General features: G+C 43.8%; 19 protein-coding genes. 3 read left to right on the top strand and 16 right to left on the bottom strand.

Annotation, left to right across the window (positions count from 1 at the left end; translation table 11 throughout):
* Positions 1-15: 15 nt before the first annotated feature.
* Positions 16-1,218 carry a methyltransferase gene (locus tag ACED42_RS00400; RefSeq protein ID WP_371700933.1) on the bottom strand — a complete coding sequence of 401 codons (1,203 nt, stop codon included), beginning with the start codon at positions 1,216-1,218 and terminating at the stop codon, positions 16-18.
* A 169-nt stretch (positions 1,219-1,387) separates the two neighbouring features.
* Positions 1,388-2,362 carry an HTH-type transcriptional regulator CysB gene (gene cysB, locus ACED42_RS00405; protein ID WP_009848858.1) on the bottom strand — a complete coding sequence of 325 codons (975 nt, stop codon included), beginning with the start codon at positions 2,360-2,362 and terminating at the stop codon, positions 1,388-1,390.
* A 322-nt stretch (positions 2,363-2,684) separates the two neighbouring features.
* Here cysB and ACED42_RS00410 point away from each other — a divergent pair, with 322 nt between their 5' ends.
* Together ACED42_RS00410 and ACED42_RS00415 are read left to right on the top strand one after the other, a co-directional pair.
* A complete protein-coding gene (locus ACED42_RS00410; protein ID WP_371700935.1) occupies positions 2,685-3,449 on the top strand; it encodes a DNA repair protein in 765 nt (254 codons plus the stop codon).
* Positions 3,450-3,547: 98 nt separating this feature from the next.
* Positions 3,548-4,342: a tRNA-(ms[2]io[6]A)-hydroxylase gene (locus ACED42_RS00415; RefSeq protein ID WP_012604394.1), complete on the top strand. Its 795-nt coding sequence runs from the start codon at positions 3,548-3,550 to the stop codon at positions 4,340-4,342.
* Between the two features lie 107 nt (positions 4,343-4,449).
* Here ACED42_RS00415 and pyrF read toward each other — a convergent pair whose 3' ends face one another.
* The 11 genes from pyrF to ACED42_RS00470 form a co-directional block, all read right to left on the bottom strand.
* A complete protein-coding gene (pyrF, locus tag ACED42_RS00420) occupies positions 4,450-5,145 on the bottom strand; it encodes an orotidine-5'-phosphate decarboxylase (RefSeq protein ID WP_017089172.1) in 696 nt (231 codons plus the stop codon).
* Positions 5,146-5,267: 122 nt separating this feature from the next.
* A complete protein-coding gene (lapB, locus tag ACED42_RS00425; protein WP_371700937.1) occupies positions 5,268-6,443 on the bottom strand; it encodes a lipopolysaccharide assembly protein LapB in 1,176 nt (391 codons plus the stop codon).
* A 12-nt stretch (positions 6,444-6,455) separates the two neighbouring features.
* A complete protein-coding gene (locus tag ACED42_RS00430) occupies positions 6,456-6,728 on the bottom strand; it encodes a LapA family protein (protein WP_012604397.1) in 273 nt (90 codons plus the stop codon).
* Between the two features lie 129 nt (positions 6,729-6,857).
* Positions 6,858-7,142, bottom strand: coding sequence for an integration host factor subunit beta (gene ihfB, locus ACED42_RS00435; RefSeq protein WP_010439923.1), 285 nt, complete (start codon positions 7,140-7,142; stop codon positions 6,858-6,860).
* A 121-nt stretch (positions 7,143-7,263) separates the two neighbouring features.
* Positions 7,264-8,934, bottom strand: a complete 1,671-nt coding sequence (gene rpsA, locus ACED42_RS00440) for a 30S ribosomal protein S1 (RefSeq protein ID WP_012604398.1) — start codon at positions 8,932-8,934, stop codon at positions 7,264-7,266.
* Between the two features lie 106 nt (positions 8,935-9,040).
* The gene (gene cmk / locus ACED42_RS00445) at positions 9,041-9,721 is read right to left on the bottom strand and encodes a (d)CMP kinase (RefSeq protein ID WP_009847140.1); all 681 of its coding nucleotides are present in this window, start codon (positions 9,719-9,721) and stop codon (positions 9,041-9,043) included.
* Between the two features lie 278 nt (positions 9,722-9,999).
* Positions 10,000-10,746 (bottom strand): 3-deoxy-manno-octulosonate cytidylyltransferase, encoded by a 747-nt coding sequence (gene kdsB / locus ACED42_RS00450; RefSeq protein ID WP_009847141.1) that lies wholly within the window; start codon positions 10,744-10,746, stop codon positions 10,000-10,002.
* Positions 10,746-10,925 carry a Trm112 family protein gene (locus tag ACED42_RS00455; RefSeq protein WP_004736429.1) on the bottom strand — a complete coding sequence of 60 codons (180 nt, stop codon included), beginning with the start codon at positions 10,923-10,925 and terminating at the stop codon, positions 10,746-10,748. The genes kdsB and ACED42_RS00455 overlap by 1 nt, the downstream gene beginning before the upstream one ends.
* Complete coding sequence (lpxK, locus tag ACED42_RS00460) at positions 10,906-11,913, bottom strand: tetraacyldisaccharide 4'-kinase (protein WP_135381599.1); 1,008 nt, start codon at positions 11,911-11,913, stop codon at positions 10,906-10,908. Before lpxK ends, ACED42_RS00455 begins: the two co-directional genes overlap by 20 nt.
* Before the next feature lie 14 nt (positions 11,914-11,927).
* On the bottom strand, positions 11,928-13,676 hold the full coding sequence (gene msbA / locus ACED42_RS00465) for a lipid A ABC transporter ATP-binding protein/permease MsbA (protein ID WP_009847143.1): 1,749 nt from the start codon (positions 13,674-13,676) through the stop codon (positions 11,928-11,930).
* A gap of 31 nt (positions 13,677-13,707) precedes the next feature.
* Positions 13,708-15,840: a DNA internalization-related competence protein ComEC/Rec2 gene (locus ACED42_RS00470; RefSeq protein ID WP_371701031.1), complete on the bottom strand. Its 2,133-nt coding sequence runs from the start codon at positions 15,838-15,840 to the stop codon at positions 13,708-13,710.
* 215 nt (positions 15,841-16,055) lie between these two features.
* Between ACED42_RS00470 and ACED42_RS00475 the strand changes: the two genes are divergently transcribed.
* The gene (locus tag ACED42_RS00475) at positions 16,056-16,568 is read left to right on the top strand and encodes a DUF2062 domain-containing protein (protein WP_009847146.1); all 513 of its coding nucleotides are present in this window, start codon (positions 16,056-16,058) and stop codon (positions 16,566-16,568) included.
* 212 nt (positions 16,569-16,780) lie between these two features.
* On the opposite strand, the gene lolE is transcribed toward ACED42_RS00475, so the two are convergent.
* Genes lolE through lolC form a run of 3 tightly spaced genes read right to left on the bottom strand, consistent with a single transcriptional unit; the run spans position 16,781 to position 19,919 of the window.
* Complete coding sequence (gene lolE / locus ACED42_RS00480; protein WP_371700939.1) at positions 16,781-18,025, bottom strand: lipoprotein-releasing ABC transporter permease subunit LolE; 1,245 nt, start codon at positions 18,023-18,025, stop codon at positions 16,781-16,783.
* Positions 18,026-18,718, bottom strand: a complete 693-nt coding sequence (lolD, locus tag ACED42_RS00485) for a lipoprotein-releasing ABC transporter ATP-binding protein LolD (RefSeq protein ID WP_009847148.1) — start codon at positions 18,716-18,718, stop codon at positions 18,026-18,028.
* Positions 18,711-19,919, bottom strand: a complete 1,209-nt coding sequence (gene lolC, locus ACED42_RS00490; protein ID WP_371700940.1) for a lipoprotein-releasing ABC transporter permease subunit LolC — start codon at positions 19,917-19,919, stop codon at positions 18,711-18,713. The genes lolD and lolC overlap by 8 nt, the downstream gene beginning before the upstream one ends.
* Between the last annotated feature and the right edge of the window lie 134 nt (positions 19,920-20,053).

Raw genomic sequence — 20,053 nt, forward strand, 5'->3', positions numbered from 1 at the left:
CAGTGCTGTTTACCGCTAGCGCTCGATCTTAACCCCATGAATCAATAGGTTTCTTGGCGTTACACTACGTTCGCAGAACTCTTCAATCGAAGCTTGATAACCTTGTTCTTGCAGATAAATGGCACGATCTAAGGCCAACCATATCTCTAAAGGTCTTCTAAAGACTTGTTGAACTAAACTCAGCTTTTCCATTTCCCAGAAAAGCGCTTCGCCTTGAATTAAATAAGAGTCAAAATCAATATCTGAGCCCAGCGATATATCTTTCACTTCAGATGCCCAGCAACAAAATGATTCAAAGCCTTCGGATAGCTCCGATTTCTTGATGCTTGGTACAGGGATGTACTCGTCGACACCAAGCTCACCCTTAAGTAGTTGGCTAAAGCCTAATCGGTAACTCATTTCTAACTGACGGTGTCTTTTTACTCTTTCACCACCAGTGACGGTTTCTTGAAGCGGGATTCTTAAGTCGCTCTTGCTCAACGTTAATGCTGAGCTTTTCGCAACGGATGACATCGCTTGGTAGCTTTCATCGCGAATAAGGTGGTAGCAACATGGAGAAATGGTGACTGCAGGAAGCCCATGTGAAACAGATTTCTTCACTAATTCAACATGAAGATCACCACAAGCGTGAAGAGCAACAGCATGTTGATTTGAGTTAAACACCCGATCTGCATCTTTTGAAAACGCGTCACCTTGAACAAAGTCCATCTCTAGTTTCTGGTCATCGGCAATCTTTTGTCCGCTTTCACACAACGATTGTTGCCACTCAAAGCTAGTGACCTTTTGATCTGATTGCTGAGATAAGATTCGACCGAGAAAGCCTTTGCCAGAACACCATTCAAGCCACTCTTTACTATGATGCTCTTTTAATGAAGCCTCTCCCATCGCGACGATTTGTTGCAGCTTTCTGCCGGGGATACCATCGGCAGTACCGCGCGGAAGATCAAGCCCAACTAAAGCCGAATTATCAAACTGGATGTGTTGATTGGCATTCTCTAACTCTGGGAGAAAACTCATAAGTTCCGAAATCAGAACTTGAGGCTGTTCTTTTAGCGTTTGAATGCGTTCAATACTCAAGCCATCTAACCAATCGACAAGTGGAAGGTTCACGTCTGTCCATGGCTGATCGTGAGTTTGGCATAGGTGAAAAGGTTCTGAACGCCAGTAAATTTGGTGCTCTAGCAAAAATGAATCGAGTATTTTGAATCGTGAATGCATGCTTCCCCCTATGATGCGAGGATTGTAGGGGTAAGAGGCCAAAATGGAAAGGAAGGTTACAAATTGAGGCTATATAAAGACAACCTACCAGCAAGCAAACCACAAATGAGCTTAAATGAAAACGGCCTTTAAACAGGCCGAATTAGGAATCTAGGTAAAACTATGCCCCTTAGCGAACGGGTAAGTCGATGTCTTTAAACATCTCTTCGATCTCTTCATTCGATTTCAAAGAAATAGCTTGCTCAACTACTGGGCGAGTTAAGTGCGGTGCAAAACGCTCCATGAAATCGAACATGTAAGAACGTAAGAAAGTACCCTTTCTAAAGCCAATGCTTGTGGTGCTAGCACCAAATAGATGGCTCGCGTCAATAGCAACCAAGTCTGTATCTTGCTCGTGGTCAATCGCCATGCTTGCAATTACACCCACCCCGATTCCCATCCGAACATAAGTTTTAATCACATCAGCATCCGTCGCGGTAAACACAACACGCGGTGTTAAGCCTACTTTGTTAAATGCTGTATCCAGCTCGGAACGGCCAGTAAAACCAAATACATAAGTCACGAGAGAATAAGCGGCAAGATCTTCAATCGAGATATTTCGTTTCTGTGCAAGAGGGTGATCTTTCGTTACCACGATCGAACGGTTCCAATGATAACAAGGCAGCATAATTGCATCTTGATAAAGGTGTAGCGCTTCCGTTGCAATCGCAAAGTTCGCTGTACCCTTAGCTACCGCTTCTGACATCTGGCTTGGCGTGCCTTGATGCATGTGAAGCGACACTTTTGGATAACGCGCCGTGAAACCTTTAATCACATCAGGGAGTGCATAACGAGCTTGAGTATGAGTGGTTGAAATATTCAATGTGCCCATCTCAGGATGAGTGTGCTCACCCGCAACCGCTTTAATACTCTCAACACGAGCCAAAATCTCTTGAGAGATACGAATAATATCCTCACCGGCTTGTGTAACCTGAGTTAAATGCTTACCGCTACGCTCAAATATTTGAATGCCTAGCTCATCTTCAAGTAATCTAACCTGTTTACTTATGCCGGGCTGAGATGTGTACAAACTCTCTGCTGTCGCTGAAACATTTAGGTTATGGTTTAGAACCTCAACAATATACTTCAGTTGCTGTAACTTCATATCTAACCTCGTAATCCTTTACTCATTTCTGCGCTAACTTATTTGCAAATAGAGCGTTATAGTCTCGTGTAATATAATTAATAGTTATAACGCTTCGAGAACTAAAATGACAGAAATATCGAGCTTTTAAAGCGTAACAAATAAAAATATCACTGACGCTTTGTAAGCCACTCCTCATTCTCACACATTAGTTAGTAAATTTTGATTGCCGATTGCGCTCAACAAGAGATAATCAAAAATTGTAATTTACAAGTGCCTATACACAATGGAATCGTGTATCCTCTCTAGTTAGCTATAGAAAACAATAAGCAGACACAAATATATGAATATTGGTTTAATAATCGCCTTGGTAGCCGTGCTTTTGGTGTTGGTTTTAGGCTACAACATCATGCTTCAATACAAAGTTAAGGTAGAAACAACGAAGAAACAGGAAGCTTCTCGTTATCTAACCATTATAGATGGAACAGAAGAGTTAATTGGCAATGCTCACCACATGCCGTTTAGCCAAGATCTTCTTATATGCTTAAACAATCGAATTCTTGATGCATTAGTTAATATGTATGAGCTCGATCCTAAAAATAAGCAGCTTGCCCAACGCATCGAAAGCGTAAAGCAACAAATCACTCAGCTTAAAGAGAACCACCAAGTGGGCGAAAGCACCGCTTTTCGCATGCCTAGTAGTGACAAACAAGCAATCATGATGCTTAAGCTAGTTAAACGCTTGCGTGACACGGTTCGTAACGAGCACAATAAAGGACGTTTTAATACTCAAGCTTTTGTGGTTGAAAACGCTCGCTTAGAAACAATCCAAATTCGCATCAACATCGAGAATGTTATCAAACGTGCAAATGACTCGATATCTCGTGGACAGCCTGGCACAGCGATTCAACTGTTGCGCAAAGGCATCGATGCATTAGCCACTAAAAACGACGCATACTCCAATCAAGCGAAAGACAAGCTACAACAGATGCTTGACGATCTTGATCAGAAGCGCCTAAATAAAAACGCAGAAGATTTACAGCAGATGGAATCGAAAGAGCGTGAAGATGACATGGATGCTCTATTCGGTCAGAAGAAAAAATGGTAACGCTCTAACTCAACACTTAAAGGCCGCTCTATTTAAATTAGCGGCCTTTTTTGTACCTGTGGAATTTCCTTTCTCCGTATAGGGGGATCTCTTAAGCTGTGATAAAATCCCGCATTATCAACAAACTTGCCCTTACCATGTATCAAGAATTATTAGCCCCTATACACTCTTTTCTTAAAGCTGAAACGCCAGATTCATGGATAGATGAAGCCAAGAAGCCTGAAAACCTTCATATCATTCTACGCGATCACATGCTTTGTGAACTTAAAGCAGCTCAAAGTGCTTTGTTCCTTATCCGTAAATATGCGGTAGATAAAGAAAGCGCGAAGCAACTGAATGAGTGGATTTTGCCCTACGAGCAATTTGCTTACCGTCGTATTGGAGACTTGGAGTCTCTACGTGGTAAAAGTAATGTATCAAAGCAAATTACAGCGAAAGAAGGCTGTAATTACGGTGCTGACTTGATTGATAAAATGGTATTACTGATCAAAGAAGAGTTGCATCACTTCTACCAAGTGATGGAATTGATGGTAAAAAAAGGCGTGACTTATCAACCGATCGAGGCGGGCCGCTACGCTAAGGGTTTAATCAAGCAAGTTAAAACTTACGAGCCTGATGCTCTGGTTGATAAGCTTATTATTGGTGCATTTATTGAAGCTCGCTCTTGTGAACGCTTTGCTAAACTGGCTCCTTTCTTAGAAGAAGACATGGAAAAGTTTTACGTATCTCTACTTCGTTCAGAAGCTCGTCACTATCAAGACTATCTTGAACTCGCGGAACAAATCGCAGGGAAAGATATCTCTGAGCGTATTGCTCATTTTGCGCAAGTTGAAGCAGAACTTATCACTTCAGAAGACAGCGACTTTAAGTTTCATAGTGGCGCTCCGGTTTAAGCCGTTCAGAACAAGTCTACTCCAGACCAATTCTGTATTTAGTACACCTATAAGAAGGCCAGCAAATTGCTGGCCTTCTTTATTGGAATTACGACTTAATGATAAGCTTAAGCTAGCGTGCCGTTGATTTCAGCAAGTACTGCTGCAGGGTCCGCTGCTTGAGTAATTGGACGACCGATAACTAAGTAGTCTGAGCCGGCTTGAATCGCCTTAGAAGGGGTCATGATACGCTTCTGGTCACCAACATCAGCGCCTACAGGACGAATACCTGGAGTAACTAGCTTGAACTCCTGACCAAGTGCACCTTTGAGCAAAGAAGCCTCTTGTGCGGAACATACAACACCGTCTAGGCCTGAGTTTTTAGTCAAAGACGCTAAGCGCATCACTTGTTGCTGTGGCTCTAGATCCAGACCGATACCCGCTAAGTCAGATTGCTCCATACTGGTTAGTACCGTCACACCGATTAACAATGGACGATCTTTACCATATGGTTCCAAAATTTCACGAGAAGCCGTCATCATACGCTCGCCACCGCTCGCGTGTACGTTCACCATCCATACGCCCATCTCAGCGGCAGCACGTACCGCTTTTGAACATGTGTTCGGGATATCGTGGAACTTAAGGTCCAAAAACACAGAGAAACCACGTTTATGTAATTCACGAACAAATTCAGGGCCAAATAGAGTAAACATCTCTTTGCCAACTTTTAGGCGGCAAGATGCTGGGTCAATACGATCGACAAAGGCTAACGCATCCGCTTGGTTATCATAATCCAATGCTACAATGATTTTTTGGTCGTTCATTTCATCTCCTAACGCAGTTAACTTTCTACAAAATATTTATACCAATCAGGCCATAAATAACAGTCATAAAAATGCAGCCCGAAAGCTGCAATTAATAATTTGGTCTTAAAATGACCACAAATCTATTCACCATCAAGCCCACGAATAGGCTTGATCGTTCCCCACCCCTTACATGAAGGGCAGTGCCAATACATTGAGTGAGTTGAGAAACCACACTGACGGCATCGGTAATGAGGCTTAACCTTGAGTTGTTCACCAACCATAGATTGAAGCGTCGTCAAGCTGTCTTTGGCTCTACCTTCTTCCGCTTCCTCTAGGTGATAATCAATTAATCGATAAAAACCTTTCATGGTTGGATTTTTAACAAGCTGCTTTGTCAGTAGCTCTTGAGCAGAGCCAACATCTTCATGGTCGGCAACGAGTTGAGCCAGCATCAACTCAGCGGAAACACCGGCTTTCTTCTGAATACACGCTTTAAGGAACTCGACCAACTGCGCTTCTTGTCCAAGTTTGTGGTAACACTCAGCAAGCGTTGGCAAGACTTCACTAATGAAGTCGATATCTTGCTCGAGAACTGACTCTAAATAAGTAATTGTCTTGTGATAATCTTCATTGGCTAAATGGAATTTTCCTAAAGCAATACTGGCTCGAACACATTTAGAGTCTTCTGAAAGGGCCTTCTTGAAGTGCTGAAGCGCTTTAGGGCGGTTGCCGTCGGCTTGTTCTTGCATCGCAAGCTCACACCAGAAGTGTGCAACCATCGCACGCGTCTTCATTTTCTTCTTGCTCAGCTTAACTAAGATATTCCCGTAATGAATCGCTTTATTCCACTCACGCGTTTGCTGATAAATAGCAACCAACTGCTGTAAAGCGCCTTCTTTATGATCAGGCTCTTCTACAAGCTGTTCAAAAATTTTCTCTGCGCGATCAAGAAAGCCTGAGACCGTATAGTCTTTAGCTAATTGTTGCAATGCGAGGTTTTTTTGATCGAGGGTAAGCCCAGACCGAGAGATAAGATTTTGGTGAATACGAATAGCGCGGTCGACTTCGCCTCTTGAGCGGAACAAGTTGCCCAAAGCCAAGTGAGTATCGATGGTTTCACTGTCTACTTGAAGTAACTCAATGAAGTGATCAACCGCTTTGTCAGATTGGTCTGACAGTAATAGGTTCAAACCCGTCACGTATTGGCGGGAGATCTGGTGTGATTGCTTTTGTTTTTCTTGCTGAGCATTACGATTACCCATATACCAACCATAAGCGGCTGCGATGGGCAAAAGTAAGAACAGTAACTCTAACATCAAATATGGCCTTTAAGCTTTAGTTTCAGCAGCGACCTGCTTTGATTGCTTATTGAGTTGCTTCTTCAAGCGATGAATTTTTAGTTGAGATCGCATGTGCATATTTCCAAAGACTAACCAAGCAAGAGCAAAACCTGAAACGAATACAACACCTAGCAAGCTTGACAGGTGGAAGTCGCCTTGCGCTAGCAAATAATTGAAATTCACGATTGTTTGGTTTTGAGAGCCTAAAGCCAGTGCCATTAGGAAAAGTGCGATAACAGCGACTATTTTTATAATTTTCATAGTTCATCACTCATTGATTAGTTAGCTGTACGATTATGCAGGAAAATTACTAATCAGACCACCATATTATGGTCATAAAAAAGCGGCATACATTATAGTATGCCGCTTTTCTTAATTCCGATAAGTAGCCTACAACCCTGAGTTTACTCGTTCGCGTAGCTCTTTACCTGGTTTGAAGTGAGGAACGTATTTACCTTCCAACTCAACCTTGTCACCAGTTTTAGGATTACGTCCAACACGAGGTTCACGGTAATGCAGAGAAAAGCTGCCAAAGCCGCGAATTTCGATTCGATCACCACTTTCTAGTGTTGAAGCCATGTGCTCTAAAATGTCTTTTACAGCGTCTTCAATTTCTTTTGCAGAAAGATGCGTTTGCTCAGCGCACAGTCTTTCAATCAATTCAGACTTAGTCATAGTTACCCTCGTTGGTTTTCTTTTTAGAAATTATAGACCTATAGGAAAAATAAGCAAAAAAAAAGGAGCCTTACGGCTCCTTTCTTGGCTAGATAGCTATAATTCTCTTAATGAGAAGCTATTATTCGCCTTTAGCAGCTTTGAATGCGTCTGCCATTGCGTTACCGAACGCGCCTTCATCAGACTTGTTCAGTGAAGCCATTGCTTCTTGCTCATCAGCTTCATCTTTAGCTTTGATAGATAGGTTGATTACGCGGTTCTTACGGTCTACACCAGTGAACTTCGCTTCAACGCTGTCGCCAACGCTTAGGATTAGAGATGCATCTTCGATACGGTCACGAGAAACTTCAGAAGCACGTAGGTAGCCTTCAACGCCTTCGATTAGCTCGATAGTAGCGCCTTTAGCGTCAACTGCAGTTACAGTACCGTTTACAAGAACACCTTTCTTGTTGTCAGCAACGTATGCGTTGAACGGGTCGTTTTCCATTTGCTTAACGCCAAGAGAAATACGCTCACGCTCTGCATCTACTGCTAGAACAACAGCAGAGATTTCGTCGCCTTTCTTGTATTCACGTACAGCTTCTTCGCCGGCAGCGTTCCAAGAAATGTCAGATAGGTGTACAAGACCGTCGATACCGCCTTCTAGACCGATGAAGATACCAAAGTCAGTGATAGACTTGATCTTACCAGTAACTTTGTCGCCCTTAGCTTGCATTTCTGCAAATGACTGCCATGGGTTAGCTTTACACTGTTTCAGACCTAGAGAGATACGACGACGTTCTTCGTCGATATCAAGAACCATAACCTCAACTTCGTCGCCAACATTAACAACTTTAGAAGGGTGGATGTTCTTGTTAGTCCAATCCATTTCAGAAACGTGTACTAGACCTTCAACGCCTTCTTCGATTTCAACGAAGCAGCCGTAGTCAGTTAGGTTTGTAACACGACCAGAAAGCTTGTGACCTTCTGGGTAACGCTTAGCGATTGCTACCCATGGATCTTCGCCTAGTTGCTTAAGACCTAGTGAAACACGAGTGCGCTCACGATCGAACTTAAGAACTTTAACTAGGATTTCGTCACCAACGTTAACGATCTCTGATGGGTGCTTAACGCGCTTCCAAGCCATATCTGTGATATGTAGAAGACCGTCAACACCGCCAAGATCAACGAATGCACCGTAGTCAGTAAGGTTCTTAACGATACCTTTAACTTCAGTACCTTCTTGTAGAGTTTCAAGAAGTTCGTCACGCTCAACACTGTTTTCAGATTCGATAACAGCACGACGAGAAACAACAACGTTGTTACGCTTCTGGTCTAGCTTGATTACTTTGAACTCTAGCTCTTTGTTTTCTAGGTGAGCAGTGTCACGGATAGGACGCACGTCTACTAGAGAACCTGGAAGGAAAGCACGGATACCGTTAAGTTCAACAGTGAAACCGCCTTTAACTTTACCGTTGATGATACCAACAACAGTTTCAGCTTCTTCACAAGCTTTCTCAAGTACGATCCAAGCTTCGTGACGCTTAGCTTTCTCACGAGAAAGTTGAGTTTCACCGAAACCATCTTCAACAGCGTCTAGAGCTACGTCTACTTCAGCACCAACTTCAACTTCAAGTTCGCCAGCAGCGTTCTTGAATTGTTCAGCAGGGATAGCAGATTCAGACTTAAGACCAGCGTCTACAAGAACGTAACCGTTCTCGATAGCTACTACAGTACCTTTAACGATGCTGCCTTGTTGGAATTCAGTTTCAGATAGAAACTCTTCAAAGAGTTGAGCAAAAGATTCAGTCATTATTTAATCTTCAATAATTAAACGTCCATGGGTATCCTACCGCATGGGGTTGATAAATTCGCCGGTCATCATCCTTGCGACCAACGTTCGTACTAGCTCGGCGAAATTACCCAGCCAGTTTCGATTCAATATAGTGTAGTGCTTTTTCGACTACCTGCTCAATATTCATTGAGGTGGAATCAAGCACTAGAGCATCCTCTGCAGGGCGAAGTGGCGCCACTGGGCGATTACGATCTCGATCGTCTCGCTCTTGGATCTCGCTCAAAAGGTCGTCAAATTTAACATCTAACCCCTTCTGTTGCAACTGTTTAAGGCGGCGACTCGCGCGCTCTTCAGCACTCGCATCTAAAAATATTTTCGCTTCAGCTTCAACAAATACAACGGTTCCCATGTCACGACCGTCTGCAACTAAACCAGGAGCTGCGCTAAAAGCACGTTGACGACGTAACAGTGCTTCACGAACGCGAGGTAAAGCAGCGACTTTTGAAGCCGCCATGCCCGTCTCTTCTTTACGAAGTTCACCAGACACATCTTCGCCTTCTAAGATAACCTTCACTAGCTCACCTTCAGCGATAAACTGAACATCTAAGTGAGTTGCAAGCGGTACTAAAGCATCTTCTGATTCAGTATCCACGCCATGGTGAATTGCCGCTAAAGCCAATACGCGATAGATCGCGCCTGAGTCTAGAAGATGAAAGCCTAGCTTATCTGCTAGTAACATACACAGGGTACCTTTACCTGCACCACTTGGTCCATCAACCGTAATCACTGGGCTTTGAGAAGGCATCTTTTACTCCACGTTTTGTCGTAAGTTTTATTCTGTACTAGCGATTCGCCACTACTTTATAGGCGGCATATTATAGAGAAAATTTGCAAGTCGAGCGAGGTAAATCTTAGATAATTCCGGGGTGATGCTACAGAAACCCATGCAACCAACTCAATATCCGTTAACTTAGATAAATAAGGCTGTCATCCGCTTCTCTTTAGGCATAAAAAAGCCTCGCGATAAGCAAGGCTCATGATTTTGCATTTTTGTAGAGCAAAGAAGTAGTCGCTAAAAGACGCTTAGCCAATAATAGCTCGAACCGCTTCTAGGTCTTCTGGCGTATCAACACCAGCTGCAGGTGCTTCTGCCGCAACGTCTACATGGATTTTTTCACCGTACCAAAGTACACGTAGCTGCTCTAGGCACTCAATACGCTCAAGGGTACTTGGTTCCCAATTGATATAGGTATTAATAAAACCCGCACGGTAAGCGTAAATGCCAATGTGACGAAGCAGTGGAGATTCAGCAGCTGTACCATTGTTCGCGTAAGCATCGCGATCCCAAGGAATAGTAGCTCGGCTAAAGTACAGGGCATACCCATCTTTGTCGGTCACAACTTTTACGGCGTTAGGATTAAACACTTCGTCAGCATGAGTAATTTCCACACCGAGTGTTGCCATCGGAGCTGTACTGTTCGCAAGGTTGTTCGCGACCTGATTAATGATCGCAGGTGGGATAAGTGGCTCATCACCTTGAACATTCACGATAATATGATCATCTGGAATCTTCATAACTTCAATCACTTCAGCGAGACGCTCAGTGCCTGATTCATGATTCGGTGATGTCATACAAACGGTCGCGCCAAATGCTTTGGCCGCTTTTTCAACTCGAGCGTCGTCGGTAGCGATAATAACGTTATCGGCACCCGCCTTCATTGACTGTTCGTATACCCATTGAATCATCGGCTTGCCACCAATGTCAGCAAGTGGCTTCCCTGGTAAACGGCTCGATTGGTATCTTGCAGGTATAACAACCGTATAAGACATTACTTACCCTCATCCATTGAAACGGTGCGAGCTTCAGGTTCCAAAAGAACAGGAATACCCTCTTTAATTGGGTAAGCAAGGCGATCAATTTTACAAACAAGCTCTTGCTTATCCTTGTCAAAAGTTAGTTTACCTTTACATACAGGGCAAGCAACGATCTCAAGCAGACGGTGATCCATAGTATTCCATAACCTCTTTTATTCTTTTTAAAATTTGCTGTTGCGAATCTTCATCAAACTGCGCAGAAACTGGAAGATACCACCAGTTATCTTGCGCATATTCTTCGCATTTTACAGCGTCTTTTTCTGTCATAATCATATTCATACCTTTTTTTGCTAAGGCATGAAGTTCATCTTTATCAAAATCTTGATGGTCGGCGAAGCCCTGCGTATAAACCACATCACCATCAAGATTTTCCAATGTTTTAAAAAAGCGTGGTGGGTGACCGATACCAGCAAAAGCCACCAGCTTTTGTAATTCTGCCACAGACCTTTTCTGACCCGTCTTCAGGTTAACCGCTTGGCTTGGAAGTAAAGACATCGAGAACTCTCGCCCGTGCGCTTTACCGCCATTATTAACCAAAAAGTCTACGTCATCTAAACGAGATATAGGCTCTCTTAATGGGCCCAAAGGAATTAGACACTCACTACCAAAGCGTCTCGCACCGTCGATAACAGCAAATTCAATATCGCGTTCAAGTGCATAATGCTGAAGGCCGTCGTCAGTGATGATGACATTAACCCCTTCGCTCAGCAAAGCCTTTACTGCGTTTGCGCGCACAGGGTCAACCGCTACAGGCGCACCAGTTCGCTTACGAATCAAACGAGGCTCATCACCAGAGTGCTCTGCTGGCGTGTTTTCATCCAACACTAACGGATAGTTTGGTGCTTTCGCCCCATAACCTCGAGAAACAACACCTGGCTTAAAACCATGAGCCTGAAGCATCTCTACCAACCAAATCACAACCGGTGTTTTGCCATTGCCGCCAGCGGTAATATTACCAACAACAATCACGGGTAAAGGCGGGCGATAGGTCTCTTTTTTCCCCGATAGATAAGCATCACGACGTTGACCGCTGATCATTTTGAATAGCAGACTCAATGGCCACAATAGCGGCCAGAGAAAGTATTTTAATGGGTGATTGTTAAACCAAATTTTTTCGATCACAACAAGACCTAATCTTATCCGCTGAACTGAATTCGGTGTAGTTGTGCATAAGCGCCATCAAGGGCGATGAGCTCGGCATGTGCACCTCTTTCTACAATATGCCCATCATCAACCACTAGAATCTCATCAGCTTGCTCGATAGTAGATAGTCGGTGTGCGATAACAAGTACTGTTTTGTCTTTCTGCAGCTCTTCTAACGCAGATTGAATCGCTCTTTCTGACTCGGTATCCAATGCAGATGTCGCCTCATCAAGGATCAGAACAGGTGCATCTCTCAATAGAGCACGTGCAATCGCGATACGCTGTCTTTGACCGCCAGACAGGCTCGCGCCATTTTCGCCAACAACCGTATCGATGCCATTTTCCATGCCTTCGATAAACTCGCTTGCATGCGCAAGTTTAGCCGCGTGTTCGATCTGTTCACGTGAATACTGTTCTTCAGCTGCGTAAGCGATGTTGTTCGCAACCGTATCGTTAAATAGGTGCACATTCTGGGAAACAAGAGCGAAGTGCTCACGTAGATTTCTTAATTCATAATCACGAATGTCGTGACCATCAAGCTCAATAGAGCCAGAGTCTACGTCATAAAAACGAGTAAACAGGTTCGCAATGGTGCTCTTACCCGAACCTGAACGGCCGACAAGTGCGACTGTCTTGCCTTTCGGTATATTAAAACTGACCTTATCAAGCGCTGCTTTCTCTGCTCCCTGGTAAGTAAATGTCACATCTTTTACTTCAACTTCACCCGCTACGGTTTCAGGCTTCAACGTACCTTTATTTTGTTCCGTATCTAGATCCATCAAACCAAATAGGGTCGTACTCGCTGCCATACCACGTTGGAATTCAGACGTTACATTAGTCAGAGCTTTTAGTGGGCGTAGTAAACCAAACATCGCCGAGAACACAACAGTGAACGTACCAGGAGTAAGCTCTGCTTTAATTGAATCAACACTAGCAAGAAATAGAACAACTACGATTGCAAGTGATGCAATCATCTGAATAATTGGGTTAGCGGCCGCTTGAGCAGTGATTAGCTTCATGCTTTGTTGGCGCATTTGGTTACTAACTTGGTCAAAGCGGTGTTTTTCTAGATCTTGTCCGCCATACGTTAGAACGACTTTATGTCCTTTCAGCATTTGTTCTGCAGAAGAAGCGACGTGACCCATACTGGTTTGCATGTTCTTAGAGATCTTTCTGAATCGCTTCGATACGATACTGATTGCCCACGCGACAAGAGGGGCGACAGCGAACAACACCAAAGACAACTGCCAACTATTCCAGAACATCAGCGTCAACAGGCCAATAATACTTGCACCTTCACGGACAATACTGACTAATGCTTTACTGGTTGCCGCAGAGACTTGCTCTGAATCGTAAGTAATTCGAGATAGCAGCGCACCAGTCTGTTCTTTATCAAAAAAAGAAACTGGCATATGCATAAAATGGCTGAATATTTTACGTCGAATTTCCATGACCACATTGCCTGAAACCCAGCTCAAACAATAAGTTGAAACAAAGCCACTGATGCCACGAACGAACATCATGACAAAGATAATGAGAGGGAGCGTACGTAAAAAGTCAGATTCTGCATTACCAAAGCCTTCATCAAGTAACGGCTTTAGTAAGGAAATCATGTAGGTATCAGTGACAGCATTTATAATAAGCGCAATAACCGCAACACCAAGGCCGGCCTTATATAGTCGAATATAAGTCCAAAGTCTTTTAAATGTGACCCAGGTAGTTTCATCTGTTTGTGTTGACATAGAATCGCTTAATTTTCTCACAATAATCTTCCTATTCTACTCCCTTACGAAGCATCTGCCTATACCACTGTCTGCCTTGTTGTTCTCTAATCTCATGATATTGCCAACCTTCTTGACCAATACTGATGGTTATTTGGCCGCTTTCTCCAGTATCAAGCCAAGCACTCCCTGCGTCGTGATAACGTTCAATAACGGATTCACTCGGCATCCCCCATTGATTGCCTTTGGCCAAAGAAGCGATCGCTAACTGAGGTGAAACGGCCTCAATAAAACTGGCGATCGAAGACGTATTGCTACCATGATGAGGAACAAGCATTACGTCACTTCGAAGCCGTTCGCCTTCGCGTGCAAGTAACCACTCACTGACCAATTCAATATCACCAGTAAGTAACATCGAGAACTCTAGAGCGGGGTCAAAAAGCCTGACTACGCACGAATGTGGGTTATACGCCCTCTTCACTTGTTTGGGAGGCCACAAGACCTCAAAAGCAACCCCTTGCCAAGTCCATACTTCTCCTAAAATACATGCTTGAATATTTGACGATTCTTGAATCGTAGATTGTCCTTGTTGACTGATATTCTGACTGGCTCTTACCCACTTAGGGTTGTAATTTTCAAGTAACGACGGATAGCCACCAGCGTGGTCAGAATCGAAATGACTCACTATTACACCCTCCAACTCATGAATTCCCCTCTGATTCAAAGTAGGAATAAGTAAGGATTCGACAATGGAACCTCCTGGCCATGCGTTACCAAGATCGTAAAGAACAATCTGATTGTTCTTTTCTAAGAGCAAAGACAACCCGTGACCAACATCCAAGATATCGATAATTAGTTTGTCTTGTTGAGGCTTGCCGAACTCCCACCACAGTACAAACACGGTAATAATCAATATAGATAGTGCTCGCTTGAAATATCGACTGACAAAACCGAAAAACAAGATGAGGAATACAGACAACTCAATCGTGTGATTATCCACTTGAAACCAAAATCGTTCAGAGAAAGGAAGACTAAATACGAGAGGCTCAAGCGATAAGTCGACCAACATCCATAATTGTTCAGACAAACCATTGTTGAATGTAGTTAAGCCAACGCCACCTGATACTGGCGCCAATATTAAGCTAAAGAACATTGCCAGGAACAATAGTGGAATAACCACCATCGACACCCAAGGTAAAAGGAGCAAGTTGTAGAAAACAGAGACTAAGCTGACCCCATTAAAGAACAGCATCGAAAAGGGAGCAATCAGGAATGTCAGCATTAACTGAATCTTGAAGAGCTGCAGTGCTCGCTCGATAAATGTTGAGTTTGAATCGGATGACTGACTATTTAACGCAATGTAAAGAACGGCACCTAACGCACCAAAAGACAACCAGAAGCTACTCGATAATGCTGAAAATGGCCAAATTAGCAGAACCACGCACAGACTTAAGGCGACATACCGAAACAAACTGATATTTTGCCCACGCCACAAGAAATAGCTGGCGATAATACACATCACCAAAGCTCTCAAGGTGGGCAGCGTGAACCCAGCAAACCAACTGTAGAAATAGGCTAAGCCGACTCCGAATATTGTGGGCAACCAAAGAAGTGAAGATGATAGTAACCTGAATACCTTTCCTACTTGATAGCCGATACCAAAGGCAATCCCAATATGCAGCCCCGAAATAGCCATCAAGTGAATCAAACCACTGCTTTTAAGTAAGTCCCAACGCTGAGAGTGAATAAGGTCTCGATAACCAAAACTCAAAGCCATAATGAGGTCTTGATTTGCCAGTTGACTTAACCTTTCAAGACTGTTTTCAAACCAATAGGACCGTAAGTTGCTATTGGTATGAATGCGATACTTTGTATTAGATCTGTAAATTGCATTGGCAACCACACCTGCGCTAAACAGATACTTTTCTAAATCAAAGCCTGCTTCATTGAGTTTGCCCCATACAGGCTTTATATACACAGATAAATTGACATCATCTCCGAGTGTTAACTTAAAAGGTGTAAACAAACGTAATTTTATTAATTGAGGAAAGATTAATTTTTCGCCGCCAATTGATCTAGCTACTATTACGCTTTCAAAACCGTGGCTATTTTCACTAAAAAGGCTAACAACCGAAGCATTTATGGTAGTATTCTGCCCTGATTGAAATAAGCGACTCGTTTGTATTTCAATTACATTCCCTAGGCAGATAACTAGTATCAATGCTGTTGCTAGACCTCTTGCACTCCGGAAAACGCTATACTTTGTTGATGCTAGTAGTAACAACAGCATCAATGGTGCCCAAACCCAATGAGGCATCACAGGCCAGAAGCTGGCAGACACAACTGTCGCAGCAAATGAAATCAAGAACCAAGTGTTAAACAAGAGAGTAGCTTCCTCCTATGCCAAGAAAGTTTATCAAACGATTTATGCCTGACCATGAGCTAATCAAGCGTCAGAAAGCATTGAAAGTTTTTGGCAATGTTTTGTACAACCCCAACTTATGGTGTCTTAATCGTCGCTCTGCGGCTGGCGCATTCGCTGTTGGGTTATTCATGGCGTTTGTCCCTCTACCAAGCCAAATGATTATGTCTGCAGGCCTTGCTGTCGCATGTGGCGTTAACCTACCTTTGGCTGTCGCACTTGTTTGGATCAGTAACCCGGTCACTATGCCCGTTCTCTTCTACTTTGCTTATAAAGTCGGGGCGTTTGTTATGCATGTACCACCCCAAGCCTTCCATTTCGAATTGTCTTGGGACTTCATCTTGGCGCAAATGAATACAATCGGGCCTCCTTTCTTACTGGGTTGCCTGATTTGTGGCGTGGTTTCAGCAATGATTGGCTACTTTGGTATTCGCGGGTTATGGCGTTACTCAGTAGTAAGAAGTTGGAAGAAGCGTCAAGCAAGGTACTGACAACTTTTCCTTGTCGTTCAATCTATCCTTGTATGCGCTTCACTTAAACCGCACACAAGTTAAAGTCAGATGAACCGCAGAACTCTGCAATATTGGGATGTAACCACAGTCGTAAAGAATGCAGATTGAATTCAAAAAAAAGGATCCCATCAGGGATCCTTTTTTGTGTATGCCATTTGTCTATCATGCTACATGACGTATTACTAAGCGCATTACTTCGAGCTAAGCACCGAGGCAGGGTTTAACTTGGCTGCTCGTGATGCTGGGTACCATGTCGCCAATAGGCTCAATACAATCGCTGTACCTGAAACCACAACAACATCCGTCACATCGAGTTGTGATGGCAAGAAGTCGACAAAATAGATGTCACCGGACAAGAACTGGTGATCAACTAGCCTTTCAAGCCCTTTGATAAGTGTCGTGAGATTAAGCGCCACTAACACGCCTATTACACTGCCCACCAAACTACCTAACACACCGGAGAATACGCCCTGCCAAACGAAAATGCGTTTCACAAGGCCGTCCGATGCGCCCATGGTTCTTAAAATCGCGATCTCTGATGCTCTGTCTTTTACTGCCATCATTAATGTCGAGACAATATTGAAACAAGCAACACCAATAACCAGTACCATCACCAGATACATAATGGTGCGAACCAACTGAATATCTCGATACAAGAAGCCAAACTTCTGTTGCCAGCTTCGTAGATACACATACACATCAAGCTGGTTACCCACCTCACGCACAATAGAGTTCGCGTTCAGAACATCGGTCACTTTTAAAGAAACCCCTGTCACTGCCTCGCCTAGGTTTGCGTAAGTTTGCGCATCGCCGATCGGGATCAAAGCTAAGCTGTGGTCAATTTGGCCATTAAGCGTCAGCAAGCCAACCACTTTGACTCGAACACGTTTAGGTGCTTGAACCTTAACCGACCCATTCACCGTCGGGATCATCAGAGTCAGGTAATCACCGACTTTCGCGCCAAGTACATTGGCCACACCAGAGCCCAAAATGATTTGTTGTTGCCCTGCCTTAAAATCGCTCCAAGCTTGCTTATCGATAAAACTCGATAGGCTCGATACTTGTTGCTCAAGTTGTGGGTCAACGCCGCGAACTTCAATTGCTTTCAACTCTTTGCCTTTTTCGGCAAGCGCGGTAATTTTCACATAAGGCGCAGCAGCAACGACTTTATCGTGCTTTACCGACTCCTCAATCACATGCTCCCAGCGAGTTACTGGTTTATTGACGCCCTCAAACTCACCGTGAGGAATGACAGAAAGTACTCGTGATTGAAGCTCTCGCTCAAAACCATTCATTGCAGACAAACCGATAATGATTACCGCGACACCAACAGCAATACCAATTGTCGAAGACAAGGAGATGAACGACACCATTTTGTCTCGTTGTTTCGCCCGGCTAAATCGGCCGCCTATCAATAGAGATAAAGAAGAAAACACTTAGCTCTCCTCTTTTTCTACGTTGACCAGTAAACCATCTTGCATGTGAAGTTGGCGATCCATCTTACCGGCAAGTTCACCATCGTGAGTCACAACCAAAAAGGCAGTATCGTACTCACGGTTCAGTTCGCGCATTAAGTCGTAAATAGAAAGTGCTGTGTTGTGGTCTAGGTTACCAGTCGGCTCATCCGCCAACACTAGCGCAGGCTTGTTCACCAATGCACGAGCAATTGCCACTCGTTGCCTCTCACCACCTGAAAGTTCTGAAGGTCGGTGGTCAACACGATGACTTAGCCCCACTTTATCAAGTAACAACTGTGCTTCTTGTTTAGCTTTCGCTGGCTTCTCTCCACCTATCAACAACGGCATTGCTACGTTCTCTAACGCTGAGAAATCAGAAAGAAGATGATGGAATTGATACACAAAGCCAAGATGCTGGTTGCGAAGCTTGGCCTGCTTATTCGAACTCAAAGACGCTAAGTCTTGTCCGAGAAAGCTTACGCTGCCATCAGACGCATCATCCAATGCCCCTAAAATATGCAATAACGTACTTTTACCGGAACCAGAGGTACCAATGATAGCGACTAGCTCACCCTTTTCGATTTCAAAGCTGACGCCCTTGAGAACCTCAGTATCTAACGAGCCTTCACGGTACGTTTTACGGATATCATTACATTGAAGGAAATTACTCATAACGAAGGGCCTCAGCAGGTTTTACAGACGATGCACGATAAGAAGGGAATACAGTGGCAATCAAGCTAAGTGCAATAGCCAGAACCACAACAACCGCAATTTGGATTGGATTAATCAATATTGGCAACTGTCCACCAAATGAAAACAGAGCAACACCCATCGCCTCTAAAATAGTATTGAGGTTCGAAGCTAAAATCACGCCCAGGATGCCACCAGATAATGCGCCGATCACACCACTACTTGCACCTTGAACCATAAAGACCCCCATGACTTGACCATCACGCATACCTTGGGTTTTTAAGATGGCGACTTCGGACTGTTTCTCCATCACCACCATAATAAGCGCAGAAATAATGTTAAACGCAGCAACACCAATGATCAGCCCAAGCATCAAACCCATCATGTTTTTTTCCATTCGAACGGCTTGGAATAGCTCGCCACGTTGGTCTCGCCAATCGCTCCACACCCAACCTTCCGGTAGCGGTTGGTTTGCTAGTTCTGCCACTTCAAATGGGTCATCAAAAAACAGTCGCCAGCCTGAAATGGTGTCTGATTTATAGCGCATCAAACGCCCAGCATCGTTGATATCTGTCACCATCAATTGAGCATCGATATCCGAACCCGTGTTAAAAATCCCAACTACGGTAAAATTTCGCTGGCTTGGAATACGTCCTAACGGCGTGTATTGGCTGGCACTGGTCACCATTAAGCGAACTTTGTCGCCCATAGACACTTTCAAGTTTCTTGCCAAGGTATGACCAAGGAAAAGCTGATACTGACCAGCTTTGAGTGAAGACAGTCTGCCAGCAATTAAATGATTCTGAAGAGGGTCATCTGAATTTGGCTCAATACCGATTAACAAGCCCGCAGATAACTGAGCAGGACTTTGGATCACCGCTTCACTGCGAACAATAGGTTCTACGTGGCCATTGAGCGACATTTGCTCCGCAAAGCTAGGTGCTTGAGCAGAAAGTGACGTTGTGCCTCCTTGCTCGTAAACGACGGCTTGAGGAAGGACACCAAGAATTCGGTCTTTTAACTGCGCTTCGAATCCATTCATTACCGATAAAACAGTAACCAGAGACAGCACACCAATGGTAATTCCGGCTGTCGACATATAAGAAACAAAACGGCTAAAGCGATCACCTGAACGGCCTTTCAAATAACGCAGGCCAACAAACAATGAAATAGGATGAAACATACTTTGAACCATCTAAAGGAGATGCGGGTTAATGTAACGGGTATTGCCGTTACTGTGTAGGGGTTAATTGAAAATATAGAGTGAATTAACTCAATTAGTTAGGCTTGAAAAACAGAACCTTGTCAAATTACCAA

Source organism: Vibrio sp. FF145, assembly GCF_041439075.1.
Taxonomy (GTDB): domain Bacteria; phylum Pseudomonadota; class Gammaproteobacteria; order Enterobacterales; family Vibrionaceae; genus Vibrio; species Vibrio tasmaniensis_A.

Coding starts and splice junctions, on each gene's coding strand:
- ACED42_RS00400 (WP_371700933.1), bottom strand. CDS start 1,218: ATGCATTCACGATTCAAAATACTCGATTCATTTTTGCTAGAGCACCAA.
- cysB (WP_009848858.1), bottom strand. CDS start 2,362: ATGAAGTTACAGCAACTGAAGTATATTGTTGAGGTTCTAAACCATAAC.
- ACED42_RS00410 (WP_371700935.1), top strand. CDS start 2,685: ATGAATATTGGTTTAATAATCGCCTTGGTAGCCGTGCTTTTGGTGTTG.
- pyrF (WP_017089172.1), bottom strand. CDS start 5,145: ATGAACGACCAAAAAATCATTGTAGCATTGGATTATGATAACCAAGCG.
- lapB (WP_371700937.1), bottom strand. CDS start 6,443: ATGTTAGAGTTACTGTTCTTACTTTTGCCCATCGCAGCCGCTTATGGT.
- ACED42_RS00430 (WP_012604397.1), bottom strand. CDS start 6,728: ATGAAAATTATAAAAATAGTCGCTGTTATCGCACTTTTCCTAATGGCA.
- ihfB (WP_010439923.1), bottom strand. CDS start 7,142: ATGACTAAGTCTGAATTGATTGAAAGACTGTGCGCTGAGCAAACGCAT.
- rpsA (WP_012604398.1), bottom strand. CDS start 8,934: ATGACTGAATCTTTTGCTCAACTCTTTGAAGAGTTTCTATCTGAAACT.
- cmk (WP_009847140.1), bottom strand. CDS start 9,721: ATGCCTTCTCAAAGCCCAGTGATTACGGTTGATGGACCAAGTGGTGCA.
- kdsB (WP_009847141.1), bottom strand. CDS start 10,746: ATGTCTTATACGGTTGTTATACCTGCAAGATACCAATCGAGCCGTTTA.
- ACED42_RS00455 (WP_004736429.1), bottom strand. CDS start 10,925: ATGGATCACCGTCTGCTTGAGATCGTTGCTTGCCCTGTATGTAAAGGT.
- msbA (WP_009847143.1), bottom strand. CDS start 13,676: ATGTCAACACAAACAGATGAAACTACCTGGGTCACATTTAAAAGACTT.
- ACED42_RS00475 (WP_009847146.1), top strand. CDS start 16,056: ATGCCAAGAAAGTTTATCAAACGATTTATGCCTGACCATGAGCTAATC.
- lolD (WP_009847148.1), bottom strand. CDS start 18,718: ATGAGTAATTTCCTTCAATGTAATGATATCCGTAAAACGTACCGTGAA.
- lolC (WP_371700940.1), bottom strand. CDS start 19,919: ATGTTTCATCCTATTTCATTGTTTGTTGGCCTGCGTTATTTGAAAGGC.